This window comes from Halomonas denitrificans (assembly GCA_019800895.1).
Taxonomy (GTDB): domain Bacteria; phylum Pseudomonadota; class Gammaproteobacteria; order Xanthomonadales; family Wenzhouxiangellaceae.
The window spans coordinates 744,959-768,872 of the sequence record JAHVKF010000003.1; the positions used below are offsets into that span (position 1 = coordinate 744,959).

The 23,914-nt window shown below is 68.1% G+C and carries 18 protein-coding genes and 1 pseudogene; 8 read left to right on the forward strand and 11 right to left on the reverse strand.

Going from position 1 to position 23,914, the window contains the following annotated elements; genetic code table 11:
* Positions 1-7 precede the first annotated feature (7 nt).
* From KUV67_11945 to KUV67_11955, 3 genes are all read left to right on the forward strand, one after another.
* Positions 8-751 carry an S-methyl-5'-thioinosine phosphorylase gene (locus KUV67_11945; protein ID MBY6205596.1) on the forward strand — a complete coding sequence of 248 codons (744 nt, stop codon included), beginning with the start codon at positions 8-10 and terminating at the stop codon, positions 749-751.
* 120 nt (positions 752-871) lie between these two features.
* Positions 872-1,768, forward strand: a complete 897-nt coding sequence (locus tag KUV67_11950) for a hypothetical protein (GenBank protein ID MBY6205597.1) — start codon at positions 872-874, stop codon at positions 1,766-1,768.
* A 28-nt stretch (positions 1,769-1,796) separates the two neighbouring features.
* Complete coding sequence (locus KUV67_11955) at positions 1,797-3,035, forward strand: hydroxymethylglutaryl-CoA synthase (protein MBY6205598.1); 1,239 nt, start codon at positions 1,797-1,799, stop codon at positions 3,033-3,035.
* Positions 3,036-3,193: 158 nt separating this feature from the next.
* On the opposite strand, the gene KUV67_11960 is transcribed toward KUV67_11955, so the two are convergent.
* From KUV67_11960 to KUV67_11970, 3 genes are read right to left on the reverse strand one after another with little or no spacing between them, the layout of a single operon-like run.
* Positions 3,194-6,337, reverse strand: coding sequence for an error-prone DNA polymerase (locus KUV67_11960; GenBank protein ID MBY6205599.1), 3,144 nt, complete (start codon positions 6,335-6,337; stop codon positions 3,194-3,196).
* Positions 6,338-6,393: 56 nt separating this feature from the next.
* The gene (locus tag KUV67_11965) at positions 6,394-7,278 is read right to left on the reverse strand and encodes a pirin family protein (protein ID MBY6205600.1); all 885 of its coding nucleotides are present in this window, start codon (positions 7,276-7,278) and stop codon (positions 6,394-6,396) included.
* Positions 7,279-7,304: 26 nt separating this feature from the next.
* Entirely contained in the window at positions 7,305-7,922 is a 618-nt protein-coding gene (locus tag KUV67_11970; protein MBY6205601.1) for an NAD(P)H-dependent oxidoreductase, read from the reverse strand.
* Positions 7,923-8,017: 95 nt separating this feature from the next.
* On the opposite strand from KUV67_11970, the gene KUV67_11975 reads away from it, so the two are divergent.
* The 3 genes from KUV67_11975 (at position 8,018) to KUV67_11985 (ending at position 11,657) form a co-directional block, all read left to right on the forward strand.
* Positions 8,018-8,929 carry a LysR family transcriptional regulator gene (locus KUV67_11975; GenBank protein ID MBY6205602.1) on the forward strand — a complete coding sequence of 304 codons (912 nt, stop codon included), beginning with the start codon at positions 8,018-8,020 and terminating at the stop codon, positions 8,927-8,929.
* Between the two features lie 56 nt (positions 8,930-8,985).
* On the forward strand, positions 8,986-10,137 hold the full coding sequence (locus tag KUV67_11980; GenBank protein ID MBY6205603.1) for a hypothetical protein: 1,152 nt from the start codon (positions 8,986-8,988) through the stop codon (positions 10,135-10,137).
* 140 nt (positions 10,138-10,277) lie between these two features.
* Complete coding sequence (locus KUV67_11985; GenBank protein MBY6205604.1) at positions 10,278-11,657, forward strand: sodium/proline symporter; 1,380 nt, start codon at positions 10,278-10,280, stop codon at positions 11,655-11,657.
* Between the two features lie 193 nt (positions 11,658-11,850).
* Here the strand turns inward: KUV67_11985 and KUV67_11990 are convergent, their stop codons facing one another.
* The 7 genes and pseudogenes from KUV67_11990 to KUV67_12020 all read right to left on the reverse strand — a co-directional run bounded on the left by KUV67_11990 (position 11,851) and on the right by KUV67_12020 (position 20,317).
* Entirely contained in the window at positions 11,851-12,297 is a 447-nt protein-coding gene (locus KUV67_11990) for a hypothetical protein (GenBank protein ID MBY6205605.1), read from the reverse strand.
* On the reverse strand, positions 12,266-12,817 hold the full coding sequence (locus KUV67_11995) for a hypothetical protein (GenBank protein ID MBY6205606.1): 552 nt from the start codon (positions 12,815-12,817) through the stop codon (positions 12,266-12,268). Before KUV67_11995 ends, KUV67_11990 begins: the two co-directional genes overlap by 32 nt.
* A 252-nt stretch (positions 12,818-13,069) precedes the next feature.
* Positions 13,070-14,028 (reverse strand): annotated as a pseudogene (locus tag KUV67_12000) (IS110 family transposase).
* A gap of 403 nt (positions 14,029-14,431) precedes the next feature.
* The gene (locus tag KUV67_12005; GenBank protein MBY6205607.1) at positions 14,432-17,575 is read right to left on the reverse strand and encodes a CusA/CzcA family heavy metal efflux RND transporter; all 3,144 of its coding nucleotides are present in this window, start codon (positions 17,573-17,575) and stop codon (positions 14,432-14,434) included.
* The gene (locus tag KUV67_12010; protein MBY6205608.1) at positions 17,565-18,602 is read right to left on the reverse strand and encodes an HlyD family efflux transporter periplasmic adaptor subunit; all 1,038 of its coding nucleotides are present in this window, start codon (positions 18,600-18,602) and stop codon (positions 17,565-17,567) included. Before KUV67_12010 ends, KUV67_12005 begins: the two co-directional genes overlap by 11 nt.
* 2 nt (positions 18,603-18,604) lie before the next feature.
* Positions 18,605-19,918 carry a TolC family protein gene (locus KUV67_12015; GenBank protein MBY6205609.1) on the reverse strand — a complete coding sequence of 438 codons (1,314 nt, stop codon included), beginning with the start codon at positions 19,916-19,918 and terminating at the stop codon, positions 18,605-18,607.
* A gap of 57 nt (positions 19,919-19,975) precedes the next feature.
* On the reverse strand, positions 19,976-20,317 hold the full coding sequence (locus tag KUV67_12020; GenBank protein ID MBY6205610.1) for a hypothetical protein: 342 nt from the start codon (positions 20,315-20,317) through the stop codon (positions 19,976-19,978).
* Between the two features lie 478 nt (positions 20,318-20,795).
* On the opposite strand from KUV67_12020, the gene KUV67_12025 reads away from it, so the two are divergent.
* Together KUV67_12025 and KUV67_12030 are read left to right on the forward strand one after the other, a co-directional pair.
* Positions 20,796-22,250, forward strand: coding sequence for a bifunctional 2-methylcitrate dehydratase/aconitate hydratase (locus tag KUV67_12025; GenBank protein ID MBY6205611.1), 1,455 nt, complete (start codon positions 20,796-20,798; stop codon positions 22,248-22,250).
* A gap of 82 nt (positions 22,251-22,332) precedes the next feature.
* Positions 22,333-22,854, forward strand: a complete 522-nt coding sequence (locus KUV67_12030) for a cytochrome b/b6 domain-containing protein (GenBank protein MBY6205612.1) — start codon at positions 22,333-22,335, stop codon at positions 22,852-22,854.
* A gap of 395 nt (positions 22,855-23,249) precedes the next feature.
* On the opposite strand, the gene KUV67_12035 is transcribed toward KUV67_12030, so the two are convergent.
* Positions 23,250-23,729: a nuclear transport factor 2 family protein gene (locus tag KUV67_12035; GenBank protein MBY6205613.1), complete on the reverse strand. Its 480-nt coding sequence runs from the start codon at positions 23,727-23,729 to the stop codon at positions 23,250-23,252.
* Positions 23,730-23,914: the final 185 nt, after the last annotated feature.

Below are 23,914 nucleotides of genomic sequence, written 5' to 3' on the forward strand. Positions count from 1 at the left end.
GCCGGGGATGACGAGCGCCAACGTGGGAATCATCGGCGGCACCGGTGCCCTGGACCTGTTCGACGCGTACGAATCGACCGCGCTGACCACGCCGTTCGGTCCGCCCTCGGCGCGCCCCGTGCGGATCGATCTCGACGGCCGCGCCGCCTGGTTCCTCGCCCGCCACGGACGCCCGCACCGGATTCCGCCGCACCGCGTGAACTATCGCGCCAACCTCCATGCGCTGCGCACGCTCGGGTGCACCCGGGTGATCGCGGTCAGCGCGGTCGGTGCGGTGGACCCGGCCCTGGACAACGGCGCGCTGGTCGCCGTCGACCAGCTCATCGACTACACCTGGGGACGGGCCCATACGTTCAGTGACGGCGGCTCCGCGCCGTTGCGCCATGTCGAGTTCGAGAAGCCGTACGACGGCGCGGTCCGCCGCGCCCTGATCGAGGCGGCCAGCGAGTCGAGCGTACCCCTGGTGACCGAGGGCTGCTACGGCGCGACCCAGGGGCCGCGACTGGAAACGGCCGCCGAGATCGCGCGCCTGGCCCGTGACGGGTGCACCGTGGTCGGCATGACCGGAATGCCCGAAGCCGGGCTGGCCCGCGAGATCGGCATGGACTACGCCAACCTCTGCGTCGTCGCCAATGCCGCGGCGGGCGTCGCGGACACGCCGATTTCGGAAGAGGAGATCCATCGCGTGCTGGCATCCGCCATGGAGCGCGTCCGGCGACTGCTGGTTGCGGCGGTTGCACGCATCGACTAGCGCCGTGTCCTAGGTCGGGGCCCGGAGTGTGACGGGGTTCGCGGATCAGCCGCTTGGGCTGGGCGGTCGGCTCCGGTACCATGAGAGTCCCATGGACGGTGACTCCGACGGCCCGACCGAATGACTGATCTGCTCCGTATCCAGGTCCGCTACCTCGTCGACAAGGACGTTCGCGTCCTGCGCTCGCTTGTCGGGCTGGCCGGTAGCAAGGCCGACCTCCGCGTCACGATTTCCGAAGCCGACGAAGGCGATGTGATCCTGGTCGATGTCGACGAAGCGGAGGGTGCCGCGGCCTGGCCCGAGCTCAATCGCGGCACGGTGCCCGTCGTCGCGCTGACCCGCAAGCGCGATTTCCCGGCCCGGTTCATGCTGACCAAGCCGATCCGCTCGCAGCAGCTCATCCAGTTGCTGGGTGAACTTCGGCACGCCGATTTCGACGAGGAATCCGGCGAGGCCCTGCCGGCCTGGGCAGTGATGTCCTTCGGCGATGACGATGACGACCTGCCGCTGGCCGAGCACCTGCGTCGGCACCACTGGGACCAGCCGGTCCTGGTCGGTGGCGGAGACCTGCCCGAAGTCATCATCGACACGGGAGCCGGGGCCTGGTACTCGGGCGCCTCGGACCGCGAACTGGCCCGATTGCTGCGGCACGCGTTCAAGGCCTCGAGCGCGCGCACGCTGACCAGTGCCGAGCTCATCGACTACACCAACGGTCTCGAGCAGAACAATCTGACCAAACTCAAGTGGCGCGCCGGGCTCGCGCTCTCGGAAGGCGCCCTGCACCCCGACCTGGCCGGCGATGTGCGCCTGATGCTGCCGCAGGTGCCGCTGCAGGCGCTGTCCGACACGGCGTTTTCCCGCCAGGCTCGCCTGCTGATCCGTCAGCCGATGACCGCCGAAGAACTGACCGAAGAGAGCCGGGCCGAGCGCGGCGACGTCGCCTGTTTCCTGAATGCCTGCCACGTCTGCGGGCTCCTGCTGCTCGACAGCGGCGGCGCCGAATCGGCGCTGGGCTGATCCTTCCTCCGGCAGGCAGGGGCGCTGGGTGAACGCCCGCCCGGAGTCTTCCGTCGGTATCGATGCCGCGGCGTTTGCCGGGCCGCGCGGTTGCCTCGACCTGGCCGACCTGGCCGCTGCGCGCGGCATCGATCCCGCCAAGTTTCTCCAGGGCCTCGGGCAGCGTCGGATGGCGATCGCGTCGCCGTGCGAGGACACGGTCTCGCTGGCGGTCGCGGCGGCCGACCGGGCGCTTTCGGCGTTCGACATCGATCCCGGCGACATCGGTACGTTGATCGTCGGCACCGAGACGGGCGTCGACCACAGCAAGCCGGTCGCGGTCTACGTGCACGAACTTCTCGGACTGTCCGAGCGCTGCCGAACGTTCGAAACCAAGCACGCCTGCTACGGCGCGATGGCCGGCCTGACCGCCTCGATGGACTGGATCGCTTCCGGACGCGCCCGCGGGCGCAAGGCGCTGGTCATCGCTTCCGACATCGCGCGCTACGGCCTGGGCACTCCGGGTGAGCCCACCCAGGGCGCCGGCGCCGTCGCGTTGGTGATCGATCGACGGCCGCGGCTGCTCACGATCGACCCCTCGCGGATCGGCGACTTCACGCGCCAGGTGATGGATTTCTGGCGGCCGCTGTACTCGAAGGTGGCCTTCGCGGACGGCCACTATTCGATCCGGTGCTATCTCGACGCATTGACCGCCGCCCGGGCCGATGCGGTCGGACCCGGCGCCGAGCTGCTCGACGACCTGGCCGCGTGCCTGTATCACGTGCCGTTCGTCAAGATGGCCAAGAAGGCGCACCAGCGCCACCTGGAGATCGAGCGCGGTGCGCCGCTGGACCTCGAACGCGACGCCGACCGGCACCTGCTGGCCGAGGACCACGGCCGACGCGTCGCGCCCTGGTTGGAGCTGAATGCGGAGATCGGCAACATCTACACCGGGTCGCTGTTCCTGGCCCTGATCGACCTGTTGCGCCAGGCGGCCGACCGGTTCGCGGGCCGGTCGATCAGCCTGTTTTCCTACGGGAGTGGCTGCGGCGCCACGTTCTGTCTCGGCGAAGTGGCCGAAGCCGCGTCGGACTGGTCCTCGGCGCTGGACCCCGCGGACGACCTGGCGCGCCGTCGCATGCTGGATATCACGGACTACGAGCGCTTCGTCCGTGACGGCGAGTCGGCCGATACCGCCGAGTCGCTCGACCCGGCCGCCTACGGGCTGGGGGAAGGGCTGTTCTACGTGGGCACGGTCGACCACCAGAGGCGGTACGTGCGGGGCTAGGTGGCGTTGGAAGGGGCCAGGGGCCAGGGACTGGTTGGAGGGGGCCAGGGGCCGGTCGTTCGTGGCAGCCTCGCCGTTGGCCGGCGCACCCGTACTGCCCGGGCGAGGGTTGGTGTTTCGCTCGTCCCTGACCCCTTGCCCCTCACCCCTGCCTCCCATCAACAGAAATCCCGCGAGTCCGCGGCCAGTCCGTCCAGCCAGCCGTCCAGCGAATCGAAGCGGCGGGCGACGACGTGCTGGGTGCCGTCGGCGTTCTGCAGCGTGCCGGTCACCTTCAGCAACTTGGCCTGCAGCACTTCGGCGCGGAACCGGTCCAGCAGCTTCGGCCAGACGATCACGTTGACGATGCCGGTCTCGTCTTCCAGCGACAGGAACACCACGCCCGAGGCCGTGCCGGGCCGCTGGCGATGGGTGACCACGCCGGCGGCCTGGACCGGCACGCCGTCGGCCAGGTCGGCCAGCGTGCGGGCCCGCTGCACGCGCCGCCCCAGGCGGCCGCGGAGCAGGGCGACGGGGTGGTGGTCCAGCGACAGTCCGGTGGCCGCGTAGTCGTCGATCAGTTCCTCGCGCACTGCCGGCAGGCCGAGCTGCGGCTGACGCTCCTGCAGCTGCGCCCCGGCCAGCAGGTCGCCCTGGCGGCGCGCGCCGAGGGCCTGCCAGCGCGCCCGGCGGCGATGTCCGGCCAGCCCCTTGAGGGCATCGGCCTCGGCCAGCGCGCGCATTGCCCCGGCATCCAGCCCGGCGCGCTCGGCCAGGTCGACGGCATCGGAGAAGGGACGATGCTCCCGTGCCCGGACCAGCCGTTCGGCCGCCTCTTCGGCCAGCCCGCGGACCTGGCGAAGGCCGAGACGGATGGCCGGCTCGCGACCCGGTCCGTCATCCGGTCCGCCGGCCCGGCCCGGTGCCGGGCACAGCGTGCAGTCCACGTCGCTGGCGCGGACGTCGACCGGCAGGACCTTGACGCCGTGGCGCCGAGCGTCGGCGATCAGCTGGGCCGGCGCGTAGAAGCCCATCGGCTGGCTGTTCAGCAGTCCGCAGCAGAACGCGGCGGGATGGTGACGCTTCATCCACGACGAGAACCAGGTCAGCAGGGCGAAGCTGGCGGCGTGCGATTCCGGGAAGCCGTAGTCGCCGAAACCCTGGATCTGGCTGTAGATCCGCTCGGCGAAGTCGGCCGGGTAGCCGCGCGCCTGCATGCCGGCGACCAGCTTCTCGCGGAACGGCTCCAACCCGCCGCGACGTTTCCAGGCCGCCATCGCGCGCCGCAGCTGGTCGGCCTCGCCGGGAGTGAAGCCGGCCGCGACGATCGCGATCTGCATCACCTGTTCCTGGAAGATCGGCACCCCGAGCGTGCGCTTGAGGACCTTCTCCAGATCCGGGCCCGGGTAGCGGACCTTCGACGGGTCGGCGCGGCGCTCGAGGTAGGGGTGGACCATGTCGCCCTGGATCGGGCCCGGCCGGACGATCGCGACCTCGATGACCAGGTCGTAGAAACAAGCGGGCTTGAGGCGCGGCAGCATCGCCATCTGGGCGCGCGACTCGACCTGGAAGACGCCGACGGCGTCGCCGGCCGAAAGCATCGCGTAGGTCGCCGGGTCCTCGCGCGGGATCGAGGCCATGGTCAGCGGCGGCGCCCCGGGCCGGGTGCGCCGGTGCCAGTCGTTGACGAGGTCCAGGCTCCTGCGCAGGGCGGTCAGCATGCCGAGCGCCAGGCAGTCGACCTTCAGCAGGCCCAGGGTCTCGAGGTCGTCCTTGTCCCACTGGATGATCGTGCGGTCGGCCATCGCGGCGTTCTCGACCGGCACCAGCTCGTGCAGCGGAGCGTCGCTGATCACCATGCCGCCGACGTGCTGCGACAGGTGACGCGGCATGCCCACGAGCTCCCGGGTCAGGGCCAGCAGCCGGTGCACCGACTCGGAATCGGGGTCGAAGCCGGCCGCGCGCAGCCGCTCCGGCCAGCAGTCCGGCTTGTCCCACCACGCCAGCGACGCGGTCAGCCGGTTCATCCGGGTGGGGTCCAGGCCCAGCGCGCGGCCGACGTCCTTCAGCGCGCTCTTCGGCCGGTAGTGGATCACGGTCGCGGCCAGGGCGGCGCGTTCGCGGCCGTACTTCCCGTAGATGTACTGCAGCACCTCCTCGCGCCGCTCGTGCTCGAAGTCCACGTCGATGTCCGGCGGCTCGTTGCGCTCCTTCGAGATGAAGCGCTCGAACAGCAGCTGCTGGGCCGAGGGGTCGACTTCGGTGATGCCCAGGCAGTAGCAGACCGCGGAATTGGCCGCCGAGCCGCGGCCCTGGCAGAGGATGCCGCGGTCCCGCGCGAAGGTGACCACGTCATGGACGGTCAGGAAGAAGGCCTCGAAGCCCATGTCCTCGATCAGCTTCAATTCGTGCGCGACCTGGGCGCGGACCGCGTCCGGCGGACCGGCGGGCCAGCGGCGCTTCATCCCGTCCAGGGTCAGGCTGCGCAGGTGCTGGGTCGGCGTCAGGGGGGCAGGGACGAGTTCCTTCGGATAGCGGTAGCCCAGCGCGTCGAGCCGGAACGCGCAGCGCTCGGCCACGCGCAGCGTCTCGGCCAGCCACGGCTCGGGATACAGCGTTGCCAGGGTCGCGCGTCGGCGCAGGTGGGCTTCGCCGTTGGCGGCCAGGGCGCGGCCGCATTCGCCCAGCGGCCGGTCGTGGTCCAGCGCCGTGAGCACGTCGAGCAGCGCGCGACGGCTTCGGCGGTGCATCCGTACGTCGCCGCAGGCCAGCCGGGGCAGGCCGTGGCGCCGGCCGAACGCGTCGAGGCGCTCGAAGGCTTCCCGTTCACCGGGCACCAGGCGCCGGGTGGCGCCCAGCCACAAGCGGGAACCGAACGCGGCGCGCAGCGGCGCGACGGTGCCGGCGGCCGCATCCAGCCGGCCCAGCGGCGGTTTCCAGATCGCAGAAACGTCCTCAACAGAATCTTCCAGATCATTGATTCTGAATGAGTACGTGCCCTTCTTCGCGCGCCGGCGCGCTTGCGTGATCAGCCGGCAGATCGCCGCGTAGCCGGCCTGGCGCTCGGCCAGCAGCACCAGGTGGGTGCCGCAGTCGGCGACCAGTTCGCTGCCGATGATCAGCGTCATCCCGACCTCGCGCGCGGCCTCGAAGGCCCGCACCACGCCGGCCATCGAACAGGTGTCGGTCAGCGCCAGCGCGCGGTAGCCGAGCGCGTGGGCGCGTTCGACCAGCTCGGCCGGGGCGGAGGCGCCCCGGCGGAAGCTGAAGTGGCTCAGCGCGTGGAGTTCGGCGTAGTCGGGGTCGGGACGGGCGGCGCGCATGCGCACAGGATACTGTATGCAAGTACAGTCCTGTGCGCCGCAGGGTCAGTCCGGCCTCACGCGTCGGTCGCGTCGGTCAACGTCCCGTTCCGGTAGTCGATCATGGCCTGTTCGATCTCCTCGCGCGTGTTCATCACGAACGGTCCGTACTGGACCACGGGCTCCTCGATCGGCTTCGCGGCCAGCAGGAGAACCCGGGCCGGTTCGTCGTCCGGTGCCGACAGGACCACCCGGTCGCCGGGGCCGAGCAGGCCGGCGGCGTTCGCCGACAGCGCCTCGCCGGCGACCTGCGGCGTGCCGTCGACCGCGTAGGCGAAGGCGTTGTGGCCGGGCGGCAGGTCGATCTCGACCGATCGGCCTGCCGCCAGCGCCACATCGAGCAGCAGCGGGTCGGTGCTTCGCTCGTGGCCGGTGTTGATCGCGCCGAGGATGTCGTCGGAGCGCCCGTCGGCGCGCAGGCTCGTGGCGCCTGCGATGGCCCGGATCCGGACCCCGTTCGCGGGCTCGAATTCCGGAATGTCCTGCGGCGCCAGGTCGCGATACGCGGGCGGACGCATCTTCTCGGCCGCCGGCAGGTTGATCCACAGCTGGAAGCCCCGGAGCCGGCCCTCGCGCTGGCGCGGCATCTCCGAGTGGATCACGCCGCGCCCGGCGGTCATCCACTGCACGCCGCCCGGGTCCAGGCGGCCGGTGTTGCCCATGTGGTCCTTGTGCTCCATCCGGCCGTCGAGCATGTAGGTCACGGTCTCGAAGCCGCGGTGCGGGTGCGGCGGGAAGCCGGCGATGTAGTCGTCCGGGTCGTCGGACGAGAACTCGTCGAGCATCAGGAACGGGTCCAGGTGCAGCCCGCGCCTCGCGCCGAGGCTGCGGCGGAGCCTGACGCCGGCCCCGTCGGAAGCCGGAATCGAGTCCAGGGAAAAGCGGATGCGTCGTTCGGTCATGGTCGTGCTCCTGTCCCGGGGGACCATCAGGCGGCCAGCCGCTCTAGATCGCGCTGGGCGGACTCGAGCGCGGCCGCGGCGTGATCCTCGCCCATCGCGAGGCCTTCGGCGTGAACGAATTCGATCGGCCCCAGCCCGAGAAATCCGAGAAAGGTCTCGATGAACGGGGTCTGGCTGTCGGCGGCGGTGCCGGCATAGCGGCCGCCGCGGGTCGACACGACCACCGCGCGGCGCCCGGTCAGCAGTCCCTGCGGCCCGCGGTCGGTATAGCGGAACGTGATCCCCGCCCGGGCGACGTGGTCCATCCAGGCCTTGAGCGCGGACGGGACGCCGAAGTTGTACATCGGCGCGGCGACCACGACGAGGTCGGCGGCCCGTAGCTCGGCGATCGCGGCATCGGACCAGGCCACGCGCTCGCGCTGGACCGCGCTGCGCTCGTCCGGCGACGTGCCGAACGCCGCGAAGGTCTCGGCATCCAGATGCGGCGGCGGGTCGCCGGCCAGGTCGCGGTGGGTGATGCGAAGGTCCGGCCCGCGGGTGGCCAGCCGGTCGAGGTAGTCGCGTGCAAGGGCCGACGACGTGCCGGCCTCGCCGCTCAGGCTCGAGGTGACCAGCAACGCATGGTGGGGGATTGAAGGCGTCATGGGGTGCTCCATCGATTCGACATGGACGCAGCTTATAATTGGTTTGGTCGATAAAAAAGCGGATAATTTCGCTCCAAATGATCGATAAAACAGATATGAAGGCGGGTCGCGTTACGCTCGAGCAGTGGCGGGCGCTGGTGGCGGTGGTGGATACGGGCAGCTTCGTCGCGGCCGCCGAGGCCCTGCACAAGTCGCAATCCTCGGTCACCCACGCGGTGCAGCGGATCGCCGAACAGCTCGATGTGACCATCTTCCGCCGCGAGGGTCGCCGATCCGTGCCGACGGAGGCCGGTCGCGTGCTGGTTCGGCGGGCGCGCCAGCTGATCGACGAGGCGGCGCGTCTCGAGCGCCTGGCCGGGGCCCTGTCGGCCGGCGAGCCGGCCGAGCTGCGGCTGGCGGTGGAGATCATCTATCCGACCTGGCACCTGCTCCGGGTCCTGGCCGCGTTCGGCGAGGATCACCCCGATACGCGCGTCGAGCTGTACGAATCGGTGCTCGGCGGGACGCAGGAGTTGATCGAGAGGGGCGACGTCGACCTGGCGATCGCCTCGACGGTGCCTCCCGGCTTCGTCGGCGAGCGCCTGCTCGAGGTCGAATTCGTCTGCTGTGCGGCACCTACGCACCCGCTTCACCGGCTCGGCCGGGACATCTCCCTGGCCGACCTGCGCCGGCATCGCCACCTGCTCGTGCGCGACTCCGGCCGCCGTCGCAGCGCCGGAGTCAGCGTGCTTGACGCCGAGCAGCGCTGGACCGTCAGCCACAAGGCGACCTCGATCCGCGCGGCCTGCATGGGCCTGGGTTTCGCGTGGTTCGCCCGGGCCAACGTCCGCGACGAACTCGAGCGCGGCGAGCTCCTGCCGCTGCCCCTCGGACCGGCGGGGCAGCGCACGGCGTCGCTGTTCCTCGTCCATCCGGATCCGGATCGCGCCGCCCCGTCGCTCCGGCGGCTGATGCGGCTGTTCCGTCAGCGATGCGAGATCGAACGACGTGCAGACCCGGAGCTGTAATGAAACAGCAACAAAACCGTCATATCGTTCCGTCAGCCCAACAGCGAGTCGAACCCATGCGTTTTTCCAAGTCCAGCCCGGCGGTCGCCTGCGCCGCAGCATTCCTGTTCGCGATTCCCGCCGGCGCCGTCGCGTCGGAATGGGACATCAGCGGCGATTTCCGCACCCACATGTACGCCGAGAACTGGCGCGACACGCGCTCCGGCGGTACCGATGACGCCACGTCGATCGGAGCCCGCTTCCGCCTGCGCCTGGAGCGCGAAGTCAGCGAGAACTGCGAGTTCCAGACCCGCTTCGCGACCCGGATCAACGAGTCGGGCAACGACTGGGACGCCTACATCCGCGCCAATCGCGACAGCGGCACGGGCGTCAACGGCGGCACGGCCACGCTCGACGAGCTGTTCGTCCAGTGCGAGTCGGGCGACGGCCGGTCGCGCTGGACCGTCGGCCGGATGCAGTCCGATCTCGACCTCCCGCACATGGCATCGCGCAGCTTCGACCGCAGCCAGGCCAGCTCGATCAACATCGGCTGGACCGACGGCGTTTCCTATCGCCGCGACTTCGCCAACGGCTGGTACGGCGAAGGCGTGGTCCAGTACAACGGCCGCGACGGCAACGGGCAGACCTTCCGCGGCCCGATCACCTTCGACGACAGCGACGCCCGCATCGGATTCTTCGGCGTCATCGGCAGCGAGGCCGAGGTCGGACCCGTGTTCTTCCGCACCTTCTCCCTGACCGTGTACCCGGACGCGCTGGCCCCGGCCGGCACGGCCAGCGCCGAGCGCGACGACTACCTGCTCGGCGCGTTCAAGCTCGGTGCGGGCTGGGACCTGGACGATGCCGGACGACGCCTGGTCGCGGTCGGCGAGATCGCCCACGCGCCGAACACGCCGCTGAAGTCCACCCTGGGCCTGCCGGGCTCCGGCGACGTCGACGGCTGGGGTTGGCAGGTCGGCACCGACCTGGTCAACGTGTTCCCGAAGCACTCGGTGGGCCTGAACTATGGCCAGTCCGACGGCGGTATGCTGATTTCCAACGACTTCCGCCAGAACAACGAACTCGCCGAGTTCCGCTGGCAGTACAAGATGACCTCGGCGCTGCGCTTCGAGTTCCGCGCTCGCTGGCGCCGGGAGCTCGAGCGTCGCGAAGGCGCGGAGCAGCTGCAGCGCGATCGCGACGTCCGCCTGCGGTTCACCTACAAGTTCTGATCGCGGATTCGTCTACGAACGACGATCGACGGCACGGGCCGGCCTCCTCGGGGGTCGGCCCCTTTTCTATCCCTGAAATCGCTTGGCAAGCGCTCCCGGGCGGCTCGTACAATGGCGTCTGACTTGCTTTCGGGACCGCCATGCTGATCGCCACGATGCTCGCCTACCTGGTCGCGCTGCTCGCGATCGGGGCCTGGGCCCAGCGCCGCACCCAGGACACCGCCGACTTCCACCTCGCCGGCCGGAAGATGGGGCCCTGGGTCGCCGCGCTCTCGGCCTCGGCGTCCTCGTCGTCGGCCTGGACGTTGCTGGGCATGAGCGGCGCGGCCTACGCCTGGGGGCTTTCGGCGATCTGGTTGGTGCCTGCGATCCTGATCGGCTTCGTCATCAACTGGGTGTTCATCGCCCCCCGCCTGCAGCCGGCCAGCCACGCCGACGGCTCGCTTACCCTCGTCGAGTATCTGGCCAAGGGGACCGACCCGGCCTCCGAGCGCCGGCTCCGCGCGCTGGGCGCGCTGATCATCCTGTTCTGCTTCACCTTCTACGTGGCCTCGCAGTTCCAGGCCGCGGGCACCGCGATCGGCGCCGCGCTGCCGGTGACCGCGACCTTCTCGATCATCGCGGGTGCCGCGATCGTCATCGCCTACGTGTTCCTCGGCGGTTTCTGGGCGGCCAGCGTCACCGATGCGCTGCAGGGGCTGATGATGCTGCTGGTCGCCATCGTGCTGCCGATCGCGGCGCTGGTGGCCGTGGGCGGTTTCGACGGCATCTTCGACGGCCTGCGCGCGCTCGACGATCCGTCGCTGGTCCGCTGGGCCGACCAGCCGAACCTGCCGCTCGCCGTGGTGTTCGTCGCCGGCCTGTTCGGTATCGGTATCGGCTACCCGGGCCAGCCGCACGTGGTCAACCGCTTCATGGCGCTGGAAAAGGCCGAGTCGATCCGCCTGGCGCGCAATGTCGCGCTGACCTGGGCCGCGCTGATCTACACCGGCATGGTCCTTCTCGGATGGGCCGGGCGGGTCCTGATGCCCGAGCTCGAGGACGGTGAATCGCTGCTGCTCGTACTCGCCGCCGACCTGTTGCCGGCGGTGATCGGCGGCCTGATCGCCGGCGGCGTGTTGGCCGCGATCATGTCGACGGCCGACAGCCAGCTCCTGGTCGCCGGCTCGGCGGTCAGTCACGACCTCCGCAACGGACGCTTCTCGCTCGCTGCCGACCGGATCGTAATCGTCGTCCTCGGCATCGCCGCCGTCCTGCTGGCCCTCTACTTCCCGGCCACCATCTTCGAGCGCGTGCTGTTCGCCTGGCAGGGCCTCGGCAACGCCTTCGGCCCATTGCTCCTCGTGCTGCTGTTCGGCGGCCCCGTGAAGCCCGGCTACCGCCTGGCGGCCATGCTGACGGGGTTCCTCCTGACCGTCGCCCTGAGCTTCACCCCGAACGCCCCCGGTGACGCCATCGAACGCCTCGTTCCCTTCGCCCTGGCGCTGGTGATTTCCTGGATGGGGCGTCAGCGGGCTTGAGGGCGGTTCGAAAAGCGTTTTCTCGCAGAGACGCGGAGACGCAGAGGAAAAGCAAGAGCAAGAGCGTTGGAACCGCAGATGAACGCGGATGAACGCAGAAGGCGAGGAAGGCGAGGAAGGCGAGGAAGGCACCAACTCACTGTCGTCCCGGGCTTGACCCGGGATCCAGCGACTTTTTGCTTTAGCGGTTCTCTCAGGGTTCGCCGTCGAGATCGGGCGGGGTTTCGATGCGGACGCCGATGACGGCATCGGGTCCGCGCGTGAATTCCGGGCGAACCGGACCGTCATCGAAGATCAGGGGCGCCAACTCACCCAGGAACGCGCGGATTCTAGTTGCGCCGATGTCGCGTGCTGCAGCCGAGAACAGCACCTCGCCGTTCAGATGCAATTCGCAGCCATCCTGGGTGTCTCCGCCGGCCGAAGGCGGGATCACCTGACATCGAAACTCGGCGGAGGTCGTCGAGTCCCGGTAAGTGACTTCAAAAGGAGTTTCCAGTGAAATCGTGTTCTGCGGGCCCGGCGCCTCGGGAACTCGTTCGTCAAAGTTGAACCGCCAGGGCGGACGCGACGGGTCGGATTGATCAGCGAAAAGCCATTGGCCCATGACTTCATGAAACTGGAGCCGCTTGTTGGTGTTCAAGATTTCCCCGTGTCCGAAATTCTGCTTGACCGCAAACGTCTCCAGAATCTCTGATTGATCGTCCGAGGTATACGCAATCCGAATCAACCCCGTGTACGGAAACCAGACACCGACATCCCCAACCTTCGGTCACGAAGCCGTCGGGCGGGCCTCCGCAGTCGAGACAGGGGCCATCCGTGACTCTGAACAGCCTTCCGGTCATCCAGTGCAAGGGGAAATAGCCGTCCGTCGAGAAGGGCGGGTCATCGGGAAGCAAGAATCCCATCGACACTGCATCGTCGCGAATCTCGGACGCGGCAGTATAAATTTCGGCCTCCCCGGTTTCCTCGTCGTACGCATAAATCACCAAGAACACCGTGTCGCCCTGCAGCTCGATGTAGTACCCCTTTCCTCGCGCCTCCTGGCTGGTTTCAACGTACATGCCGGTCTCCGGGTACACGGCTTGAACGTCAAGAGGCGACAGGAATATCGCTGAAGCGACCGCAAGGAGCGGCACGAACGGGAGTCGGGTCAGGTGCATCGTCGAAGTCTTCGGGGTGGGCCAACGCGGTTTCAGGCTAGCACCGGCTAGCGGGGCGCTCGATCGGCTTTCTGGCATCTCGATCCAGAAAAATCGAACAGAGTCAAGATGTTGAAGCGTAAAGTCGCGTGTATGTTGCGAGGGGACTGATCTGGGAAGATCAAGTCGCCGGGGGCGAGGGACGACAGGAATTGTGGAAAACGCCTCTGTGGGAGGCTGCCCTGCAGGCGACGGGACTACCTGTGGGAGATTCTATGTCGCAGTGCAAGCTCTGCTGCTGATCCTAGGCTGGTACTCGGTCGCGTTCATGAGCAAGGCGAAGGCCACGCGGGCGAGCTTTCTCGCGAGTGCGACCAGCGCCTGGATCGTCGACAGGCCTCGGGCTCGGTGGCGATCGTAGAAGCCGCGCCGCGTCTCGGATCTGCGAGCAGCCATCGCCGCCATGTACAGCAGGCGCCGCAGTTCGGCTCGCCCCTTCTTGGTCAGCTTCCTGCGACCTCGCATCGTGCCCGACTCCCGAACCTAGACATCCAGCCTGAGGAAGGCGATGAAGGCATCCCCGGACCGGAACGCTTCCCGGTGGAAGGCCATCATCAGTCCTGCGGCCGTCAGCTCTCCGATCCCTTCCAAGGCCTGCAGCCTCGAGCATCCGATCGCCATTGCTGGCTCCGGAGGACGCTCCGGATGCGCTTGAGGATCAAACGGTCGATTTGATCGATATGCCGGATCAGCGCCCTTCGGCTCGGGCCGAGCTCGGTCAGTCCGCGCAGGCTTTGATCGATGCGGGTCCGGCTCTGGATCAGTCGTGCTCGTCGCAGCAGCAGGCGCTGCAGGTCCCGATAGCCCCTGGGCGGAGGGCTCCAGGGCCGAAGCTCGGAGGCCTCCCGCTCCAGGTAGCGCTTCAGCAGCCGTGCATCGCTCGCATCGTCCTTGGCCCGGCCGCTGATGCTCTCTCGGTATCGGTTCAGCCGATAGCCGTCGACCACATAGACCACGAGCCCGGCGCGATGCGCCTGCTCGACCAGTTCGACGTGGAACACGCCGGTGGCTTCGACCGCGATCCGGGCGAGACCCGGCAAGGTCTTGAGCCAGGCACGGATCGACCCGGCATCGCTGGCGATCTCGGCGATCGCATCCTCGTTGTGAGCGACGGCCAGGCTGGCCTTGCTGACATCGATACCGATGTCGGTGGCTTCCGTTCGCATTGCCATGAGCGCTTCCTCCAAGCTTAGGCATGGATCAGGCTTGTCGGGGCTCCCTGCTGCGCTGCCTTGCATAGATCCTCGGTCCTGCACGGCCGATGGATTCCTTATCCGCGCTATGGCGAGGGGCGGGACGATATCTTCCACAGTCTGTGCCGTATGGCCAGAGGGCCGGCTAGTCCCTCCACCTCGACAGGCCTACGCTGCGACCTGCAGGAACGAACATACAAGGCTGCCTTGCAGCCGACCCGGCCAGACCCGATGGGGTCGCGAGCAGGCGCCCTCCCACAGGTGAAAGCAACCTTAGGCGCCGAATCGAAGGGGCTGTGGGAGGCTGCCCTGCCGGCGACCGGACTGCCTGTGGGCGGCCAGCAGTGCCAGGCGAAATCCGATCCCGTCGATTCGCGCCCGATCAGCGGCCTCCGGCGCGCGCCCTCGACCGATGGACCCAGTCGTACAGCACCGGCAACACCAGCAGCGTCAGCAGGGTCGACGACACGATTCCGCCGATCACGACCGTGGCCAGCGGCCGCTGCACTTCGGAACCGACGCCGGTATTCAGCGCCATCGGCACGAAGCCGAGGCTCGCGACCAGCGCCGTCATCAGCACCGGTCGGAGGCGCACCAGCGCGCCTTCGATCACGGCTTCGCGCAGGTCGTCGCTTCGCGCTCTCAGGTCTCGGATGAACGCGACCATGACCAGGCCGTTCAGTACCGCGACTCCGGACAGGGCGATGAAGCCGACGCCGGCCGAGATCGACAGCGGCATGTCCCGCAGCCAGAGCGCGAGCACGCCGCCGGTGACAGCCAGCGGCACGCCCGTGAAGATGATCAGCGAATCGCGGAAGGAACCCAGCGCCAGCACAAGCAGGCCGAAGATGATCGCCAGTGTCACCGGGACGACCACCGCCAGCCGCCGGCTGGCCGACTCGAGCTGCTCGAAGGTGCCACCGTACTCGACCCAGTAGCCGGCCGGAATATCGAGGTCGGCATCGATTCGTTGCCGGATTTCCTCGACGAAGCTTCCCAGGTCGCGGTCGCGCACGTTGGCCGTGACCACGACCCGGCGCTTGCCGTTCTCCCGGCTGATCTGCGCAGGCGATGGGCGCAATTGCGCCGTCGCGACCTCGCCCAGCGGAACGAACTCGCCGTTCGGCCGGGCAATCGGCAAGGACTCCAGCCAGGACAGATCGGTGCGTAGCGTCTCGGCCAGCCGGACCTGCAGCCGGAAGCGGCGATCCCCCTCGTAGATCACGCCCACGTCGCGTCCGGCGAACGCCAGCGCGACCAGGTCCTGTACGTCGGCAACGGACAGCCCGTAGCGCGCAAGCGCAATGCGATCCGGCTCGACCGACAACAGCGGAAGCTCGTCGACCTGCTCGAGGCGGGCATCGGCGGCACCCGACACCTGCTCGACCAGCGCCAGTACCGAGCCTGCCGTTTCTCGCAGGCGTTCGAGATCGTCGCCGTAGACCTTGATCGCAAGATCGGCACGAACGCCCGAAATCAGCTCGTTGAAGCGCATCTCGATCGGCTGGGTGAACTCGTAGTTGAACCCGGGCACGCCGCGCGCGACCGCCTCGATCTCCTCGATCAGGTCCGCCTTCGCCTTGCCTGGATCGGGCCAGTCCTCGCGTGGCGCCAGAATCAGGAAGGTATCGGATATCCCCGGCGGCATGGGGTCGCTGGCAACTTCCGCCGTACCGATGCGCGAGAAGACGTGATGGATCTCCGGAATCTCGATCAGTTCGCGGTCAAGCACCTTCTGCATCGCAACGGACTGCTCGAGGCCCGTGCCGGGAATCCGCAGACCATGCAGCGCAATGTCGCCTTCGTCGAGCTGTGGAATGAACTCCGAGCCCAGCGTCGTCAGCAGCCACAGCGCGCCAGCGACCAGGCCGACCGCCGCCAGCACGGTCAGGGCGCGGAACCGGAGCACGAAGCCGAGCACGGGCCGATAGACGCGCTTCGCGCCGCCGATCAGGCCGACGTCGCGCTCGCGCACCCGACCGCCCATCAGCACCGCCACGGCGGCGGGCACGACCGTGATCGAGAGCACGATCGCGGCCAGCAGGGCCATGACCACGGTCGCCGCCATCGGATGGAACATCTTGCCTTCGACGCCGGTCAGGCTGAAGATCGGGATGTAGACGGCGGTGATGATCGCCACGCCGAACAGGCTCGGCCGGATGACCTCGCGCGTCGCCTGGTAGACGACGTGAAGCCGCTCGTTCAGCGCCAGCCGGCCGCTGCCCCTGCGCTGCGCATCGGAGAGTCGCCGCACGCAGTTCTCGACGATGATCACTGCGCCGTCGACAATCAGACCGAAGTCCAGCGCGCCGAGGCTCATCAGGTTGGCCGAAACGCCGGCCTGCGTCATGCCGGTGACCGTGGCCAGCATGGACAGGGGTATCACGGCTGCCGTGATCAGCGCCGCACGCAGGTTGCCGAGCAGCAGGAACAGCACGACGATCACCAGCAGCGCGCCCTCGAGCAGGTTGGTAGTCACCGTTTCGATCGTCTTGTCGACCAGGTTCGTCCGATCGTAGACGGCTTCGACGCGCACACCTTCGGGCAGCGAGGCCTGGACGGCCTTCAATCGCTCGGCAAGATCACGGGCCACCGTTCTCGCATTGGCTCCCGTCAACATCATCGCCGTGGCCAGCACCGTCTCTTCCCCGCCCGACGTCGCTGCACCGCTACGCAGTTCCCGTCCGATGCCGACCTCGGCCAGGTCGACGACCCGGATCGGCACGCCGCCGTGATGCGCGACCACCACCTGTTCGATGTCCTCGATCCCGGCAAGCTGACCGGGCGAGCGGACCAGCAGCTGCTGGCCGTTGCGCTCGATGTAACCGGCACCGCGATTGTCGTTGTTGCGTTCCAGCGCCCGGGCCAACGCATCGAACCCGACACCGAACTCGAGCATCCGCCGCGGGTCCGGCATGACGTGGTACTGCTTGTCGAAACCACCCATCGTGTTGATCTCGACCACGCCCTCGACGCGGGCCATCTGGGGCTCGATGACCCAGTCCTGGATCTCTCGAAGTGCGGTCGCATCCAATGGACGCCCGTTCGCGTCGGTCGCTCCCGGATCGGCCTCGACGGAGTACATGAAGATCTCTCCGAGTCCGGTCGCGATCGGCCCCATGCGAGGCTCCAGGCCCGAGGGCAGCTGACTTCGGATCGACGCCAGCCGCTCGTCGAGCAGATTGCGCGCATGGTAGATGTCCGTGCCTTCTTCGAACACCACCGTGACCTGCGACAGCCCGTAGCGCGAGAGCGAACGCGTGTAGGACAGCCCGGGCAGGCCATACAGCGCGGTCTCGACCGGAAAGGTGATGCGTTGTTCGGCCTCCAGCGGCGAGTAGCCGGGCGCTTCCGTATTGATCTGCACCTGGACGTTGGTGATGTCCGGCACGGCATCGATCGTCAATCGCTGCAGGTTCCACGCCCCCAGGCCCACGACCACGAGAATCAGTGAAAGGACCAGGAAGCGGCGCTCGACCGAGAACCGGATCAGTCGATCGATCGGACCTTCGGCATCAATGCGCATGAGCTGCTCCGGCCTTTTCGAGGTCGGCCTTCAGCAGGTAGCTGTTCACTGCGACATAGCGCTCGCCCGCTGCAAGTCCCCGGACGATCTCCACGACGCGCGCGTCGCGCCGACCCAGCTCGACCGGGCGCGGAGCGTAGACATCGCCGTCGAGCACGAAGACCACGTCCCGGCCCTCGTAGGTCTGCAGCGCCGTCCATGGGACCGTCACCGGCACCTCGGACTGATCGATCGCGATAGAGGCCTCGACCAGTTCCCCGGGCGCCCACTGCAGGTCGTCGTTGCGCAGGATCACCCGAGCGGTCACCGGCACGTGTCCGGCGCCGTTCGGCAGGACATGCTCGATGACGCCGTCCGTGCTGCGTGCATCGTGCCGGATAGAAACGGCTTGGCCCGGCCGAACCCCCTGCCGTTGACGGGGGAAGATGGACAGCTCGGCCCAGAGCGTGGACGAATCGACGATGCGAAGCAGCGGCGAGGCACCGGCGGTCTCGCCGGGGTTGACGAACCGCTCGAGCACGCGTCCGGCGATCGGGGCCCGCACCTCGTAGCGCTGCAGGCTGTCGTCCGATTCGACGAGCGCGACGCGCTGGCCGGCGATGACGTCGTCGCCGACCGAGACGTCGACTTCGAGCACGACCCCCGGAAACCGCGCGCGGACTTCACTGGTCCGATCCGGTGGCAAGGAGAGGCGACCGAACACCCGGGTTTCGACCCGGACCGGGCCGGGACCGGCCATTGCGGTCTCGACGCCCATCCGCGCCGCCATGTCCGAGGTCATCACGACCCGTTCATCATGCTCCTCGTGATCGCCGTGCCCGCGGTGATCGTCGCGCTCCTCGTGAGCGTCATCGTGCCCATCATGCTCATCGTGTTGCACTTCTTGAGAACGTTCCGCATGGGCGTGTGCTCCGCTCGTGTCCGATCCGTCGGGGCCGGCGACCGCGAAGCCCGTAACAGTCAGCACCAGAATCAGCGCGAGCCCGGCCGACCCCTTCTTCTGCCGTGTCCAGTCAACGATATGCATGGTCATTCCTCGGGATTGTTCGTGATGGCGCCGATCGACGCCGGGTCATTCAATGAGGTTCCGGTGAGGCGTTCGATGACCACCTGCTGGGCGAGTGCAGCGGCTGCGGCATCGATCAATGCGCGTCGTGCCTCCAGAAGTTCGCGGCGCGCCGCGACGGCGTCCAGGTAGGTGTAGCGACCTCGCTCGTAGCCTGCCTGCGTCTCGTCCAGCGCCTCGGTGAGCAGGGGCAGCACGTCCTCTCGCAGTACCTTCGAGACCTCGACATGCATTGCGTAACCGCGCCATGCCTCGAACAACTGCTGGTCGAGCGAGAGTCGTTCTGCGGCCTGCTGGAATTCGACGGCCTCCCGCTCGATTCGCGCGGCCCGGATGCGCCCCCGGCTGCGCTGCTTCTGGAACAGCGGTACGCGGAGACCGGCGACCAGGGCGCTGTCGCCGATGCCGGCGTCGTGGCGAACACCGACCTCCCATTCGAGCTGGCCGTCCGCCCGAGCCTCTGCCAGCGCCAGCTCGGCGTCGAGCAGACGACCTCGAGCCGTGAAGGTCTCGATGGCCGGCGTCTCGGCGACCCGCTGGCGCAGCGTGACGAAGTCCGGCACCGGATCGAACCGGAACAGGTCGCCTTCGAGCCGGTCGAACGCGGGCGCGTCCGCGCCCCAGAGACTGGCGATCGCTCGCCGAGCGGTCTCGAACTCGGCGATCCACCGGGATTTCTCGATACCCGCCCGAACCATTGCCGCTTCGGCGCGCAGCGCTTCAGCGCGCGGTGTCGCCCCGCGCTCAACGCGCACGCGCACCTGCTCGAGCGCGGACCGTGCAAGCTCTTCTGCCGAGGCGGCCAGGTCGATCCGGGCCTGGACTTCCAGGCCGTCGATGAATCGCCGAGCGACTTCGCCGGCCAGGTCCAACGCCTCGGCTCGCCGTTCAGCGTCGACGACGCTCCGACGGGAGTCGACCACCGCCGTTCGCGCATCGCGCTGACCGCCCAGTTCGAGCACCGAAGAAAGCGACACGGACAGTTCCGCGCCGTCAACGCCCTGGAACGGTCCGGTGCCCAGGACGTTCTCGGCCTCCACGCCGAGCGAGTAGCCTGGTCGCAGTGCAGCAGCCTGGCGCTCGGCGACCAGGGCCTGGTCTCTCAAGGGGTAGAGCGCGAGCTCCGGGTTGGCCTCGACGGCGCGTCGTGTCGCTTCGGCCAGCGAAAGTGATTGCGCCCGGCTGGTCGCGGGCTGCGCGGCAAGCACCAGCAGGACAAGCAGCCCGGTGCCGCACGCGCGAACGCGGCGCGCTGCCGCGTGGATGCAGATGGTCATGATTCGATCCCGTGTTCGATCGGCTCTGGAGGCCGGAAAGGGTGAACAGTACCGGGATCAGGAGATGGGCGGTCGCTCGATGCGGGGCAGGGCCCGCCCGGTCAGGGCCAGGGGTTCGGTGTTGATTCGCCCGGCTCGCCATACCGTTCCGAACACGAAGGGCTGGAACGCGATGGCCAGGTGGCACCCGTGGCCACTGGCGTGGCAGCAGTGTTCGCACGAACCGCCATGGGGCAGGTCTTCACCCGGGCCGGACGCCGTCGTGGGCTCGCTGCAATCGCCCTCGCCACAGCCCGAAGCCGCAATGCCCGCGGCCACAACGACCGGCTCGTCGCTCGAATCCGGACCCGCAGTTTCGGCAATAACGATCAGACCCTGGAACAGGATCAGCAGCGCCACCGAAGCGGCGCGCCATCGTCGGGTCGGTCGGAAACGGAGATTCATGTCGGACTGCAGGTTCTTCGAACGCTGGAGAAATCCTAGCACGCCGCCTCTGCGGAAACGCGGCGGTGGTGTTGATCCCTGTGAACGTGGAGGCTCCCCTGCGCGCGGCCGACGGTCGAATACGCTGGGTCCCGGATTACTACACCGAGCGGCAGTCGCGCGAGTTTGCTGAACCGCACCGCGGCGATGCGATCGAATTCAGCACAGGCCGTCGCATCGCTCCGCCCGGGATCACAGCGGGGTAGTATCCCATGCCCATTCCGCGTTCATCCGCGATCATCTGCGATTTTTCAAAGGCTTTCGCTTTTCTCTTCGCGTCTTCGCGTCCATCCTCTGCCTTTGCTTTTCGCCGGCCCGCCCGGCCTCCGTCGACCCCTCCAGCGCTGATAAAATAGCGGGCTGACCTTTCACCATTTCCCGAGGAAGCCCGTCCATGAGCGGAGAAGTCGATATTCGCGCCGCTGCGCGCCCCGAGCCCGATGCCCTGATCCAGCAGATCGCCGACTACGTCTGCGACTACGAGATCACCTCCGAGGAGGCCTGGCAGACGGCCCACTACTGCCTGAAGGACTCGCTGGCCTGCTCGATGCTGGCGATGCGCTTTCCCGAGTGCGTCAAGCTGCTTGGGCCGGTGGTGCCCGGTGCGGACCTGAAGGGTGGGGCGCGCGTGCCCGGCACGCACTTCGAGCTGGACCCGGTCCAGGCCGCCTTCAACATCGGCGTCCAGGTCCGCTACCTCGACTTCAACGACACCTGGCTGGCCGCCGAGTGGGGGCATCCGTCGGACAATCTGGGCGCGATCCTGGCCGTGGCCGACTATATTTCGCGCACGGAAGTCGCCGAGGGCCGTGAGCCGCTCAGCGTCGAGGACGTGCTCGAAGCGATGATCAAGGCCCACGAGATCCAGGGCGTGCTGGCGCTGAAGAACTCCTTCAACCGCGTCGGCCTGGACCACGTGCTGCTGGTGCGCGTCGCGTCGACCGCCGTGGTCACCCGCATGCTGGGCGGCTCGCGCGACGACGTGATCAACGCTGTCACCCACGCGTGGATCGACGGCGGGGCGCTCCGCACCTACCGCCACGCGCCGAACACCGGCCCGCGCAAGAGCTGGGCGGCCGGCGACGCGTGCCGTCGCGCCGTGCAGCTGGCGCTGCTGACCATGAAGGGCGAGATCGGCTACCCGTCGGCGCTGACGGCCAAGGGCTGGGGCTTCCAGGACGTGCTGTTCAAGGGCAACGACCTCGTGCTGGAGCGCGAGCTGGGCAGCTACGTGATGGAGAACATCCTGTTCAAGATCTCCTTCCCGGCCGAGTTCCACGCCCAGACCGCGGTCGAGTGCGCGCTGAAGCTGCACGACCAGGTCAAGGACCGCCTCGACGACATCGAGCGGATCGAGATCGAGACCCAGGAAGCCGGCGTCAGGATCATCGACAAGACCGGGCCGCTGAACAACTACGCCGACCGCGACCACTGCATCCAGTACATGGTCGCCGTGCCGATGATCTTCGGCGCCCTGACCGCCGAGTCCTACAACGACGACGTCGCCGCCGACCCGCGCATCGACGCGCTGCGCGACAGGATGACGGTCAAGGAGAACCCGCGCTTCACCGAGGAGTACTTCGATGCCGACAAGCGCGCGATCGGCAACGCGGTGCAGGTGTTCTTCAAGGATGGTTCGAAGACCGAGCAGGTCAGCATCGACTATCCCGTGGGCCACCGCCGCCGCCGCGACGAGGGCATCCCGCTGCTCGAAGACAAGTTCGAGCGTGCGATCCGCGGCTACTTCAGCAAGCGCCAGGGCGAAGGGATCGTCGAGGCGATGGAGAACCGCGCCGTGGCGTCGAACCTGGACGTGCACGAGTTCGCTGCGCTGTGGTCGTTGATCTGATCGCCGATTCGATCGCCGATTTGATCGCGGATCCGATCGCCGATCCGGTCGTCGATCCAGCCGCGACCGTCCGGTCCCGGCGTTGACCGGCGAGCCTGTCCGCTACCCGAAGCGGCTTCGCCAGCTGCACTGGCTGCTGGCGTTGCTGCTGGTCAGCATGGTGCTGTTCGGGCTGTGGATGGGTACCCTCGACCGGACCGACCCGCTGAAGACCGTGGTGCTGCCCTGGCACCTGGTCACCGGCGGGGTCGTGTTCGCGCTGACGGCCTGGCGGTTGACGATCCGTCGTCGATCGCGGGCCTTGTTCGAGGCCGCCCGCACGGAGTCTGCGCCGGCACGCCGCGCGCTGGCCGGCTTCGTCCATGGCGCCTTCTACCTGCTGCTGCTCGGGTTGCCGCTGCTGGGCTTCGGCGTCTGGGTCCTCGACCCCCACCTGGGCCCGGCACCGTTCGGCGACGGGGTCGCCGTCGGCAACTGGTCCGAACGCCTGCACCGAATCCACTACCTGGGCGCGTGGTCGGTCACCGTCCTCCTGCCGCTGCACGTCGCGGGTGCCCTGATCCGCGATCGAGCAGGGCACAGGCCGCTGTCGCGGATGCTCTGAGAAAAGAAAGGCGTTTCTCGCAGAGACGCGGAGACGCAGAGAAAAGCGAGTAACCGTTCGGAGGTCCAAGTCACCATGCCATCCCGAACGAGTGGCCGCTGATGGCCTCGAGATACGGAGAAGCCGAAACACATTGTGCTTCCGGCTCTGCGCTGCGCTTGGCCGGGGAGACGATGCGCGGGGCGTCACGGATGCCCGGCGCGATTCCTCGGCACCACCATGGCAGGGAAAACGACTCGTTCACCTGTAGACGTGAGCTTGCGAGCGGTCCGTTGGGCCTTCGAGGAATCAACCGAATCTTCGCTCGCAAGCTCACTCCTACAGGCCTTTCGGTTCGATCTCTGCGTCTCCGCGTCTCTGCGAGAAAACGCCTTTCAAATGCTCCCCGGCAGGATCTACTTCATCATCCGCCTGGCGGTGCGAAGCATGGCGCCGACGATGGGGAGGTGTTCGTAAAGGCCGCCGGCGGCGTCCCAGAAGTCCTGGTGCAGGACGATGCGGCCCGCCTCGTCGAAGCGCAGGTGGGTCATGCCGACGCTGTTCGATTCGACCTTCATCCCGAACGCCGCCGTTTCGAAGTGCATCGTCCATCGCACGTAGACCTCGTGGCCGTCCCGTAGCGTGTGGTCGACATCGACCCGGCTGACCTGCAGCTTGTCACCGGTGCTGGCCATGTAGTCGCCGACCGCCTCGCTGCTCTCCAGCGTGACCAGCGTGTCGTTGAAATACAGCCGATCGGCGTACAGTTCGCGCATTCTCTCGCCGACATCGTCGGCGGTCAGGTCGGCGAACGTGCGGCCGAATCGTTCGAGGCCGTCATCGATCGCCGCGGTCGATCCGGGAAAGGTGTCCAGCGCGTTGCGATAGGCATCCATGTCGCTCACTCCGGTGGGGCGCGTCCACCACAACCAGGCGGCGAGAAGCGCAAGGGCAATCGCGAACGCGGTCGCGAGCGCGACCGCGGGCGTTTTCTTCGAGGAATCAGCCATAGCTGGAGTGTGGGGGGTGGTCGTCAACCGTCGGTGAACTCGTCGATGGGTGACGCGCCGGGGGGCGTTCG

Excerpts from the sequence above, each read along its gene's own strand:
- KUV67_11960 (MBY6205599.1), bottom strand. The coding sequence starts at position 6,337 with ATGCGCGCCGCCCGTCCCGACCCCGACTACGCCGAACTCCACGCGCTG.
- KUV67_11970 (MBY6205601.1), bottom strand. The coding sequence starts at position 7,922 with ATGACGCCTTCAATCCCCCACCATGCGTTGCTGGTCACCTCGAGCCTG.
- KUV67_11975 (MBY6205602.1), top strand. The coding sequence starts at position 8,018 with ATGAAGGCGGGTCGCGTTACGCTCGAGCAGTGGCGGGCGCTGGTGGCG.
- KUV67_12025 (MBY6205611.1), top strand. The coding sequence starts at position 20,796 with ATGAGCGGAGAAGTCGATATTCGCGCCGCTGCGCGCCCCGAGCCCGAT.
- KUV67_11950 (MBY6205597.1), top strand. The coding sequence starts at position 872 with ATGACTGATCTGCTCCGTATCCAGGTCCGCTACCTCGTCGACAAGGAC.
- KUV67_12010 (MBY6205608.1), bottom strand. The coding sequence starts at position 18,602 with ATGCATATCGTTGACTGGACACGGCAGAAGAAGGGGTCGGCCGGGCTC.
- KUV67_11980 (MBY6205603.1), top strand. The coding sequence starts at position 8,986 with ATGCGTTTTTCCAAGTCCAGCCCGGCGGTCGCCTGCGCCGCAGCATTC.
- KUV67_12015 (MBY6205609.1), bottom strand. The coding sequence starts at position 19,918 with ATGACCATCTGCATCCACGCGGCAGCGCGCCGCGTTCGCGCGTGCGGC.
- KUV67_12035 (MBY6205613.1), bottom strand. The coding sequence starts at position 23,729 with ATGGATGCCTATCGCAACGCGCTGGACACCTTTCCCGGATCGACCGCG.
- KUV67_11945 (MBY6205596.1), top strand. The coding sequence starts at position 8 with ATGACGAGCGCCAACGTGGGAATCATCGGCGGCACCGGTGCCCTGGAC.
- KUV67_11985 (MBY6205604.1), top strand. The coding sequence starts at position 10,278 with ATGCTGATCGCCACGATGCTCGCCTACCTGGTCGCGCTGCTCGCGATC.
- KUV67_11995 (MBY6205606.1), bottom strand. The coding sequence starts at position 12,817 with ATGCACCTGACCCGACTCCCGTTCGTGCCGCTCCTTGCGGTCGCTTCA.
- KUV67_11965 (MBY6205600.1), bottom strand. The coding sequence starts at position 7,278 with ATGACCGAACGACGCATCCGCTTTTCCCTGGACTCGATTCCGGCTTCC.
- KUV67_12005 (MBY6205607.1), bottom strand. The coding sequence starts at position 17,575 with ATGCGCATTGATGCCGAAGGTCCGATCGATCGACTGATCCGGTTCTCG.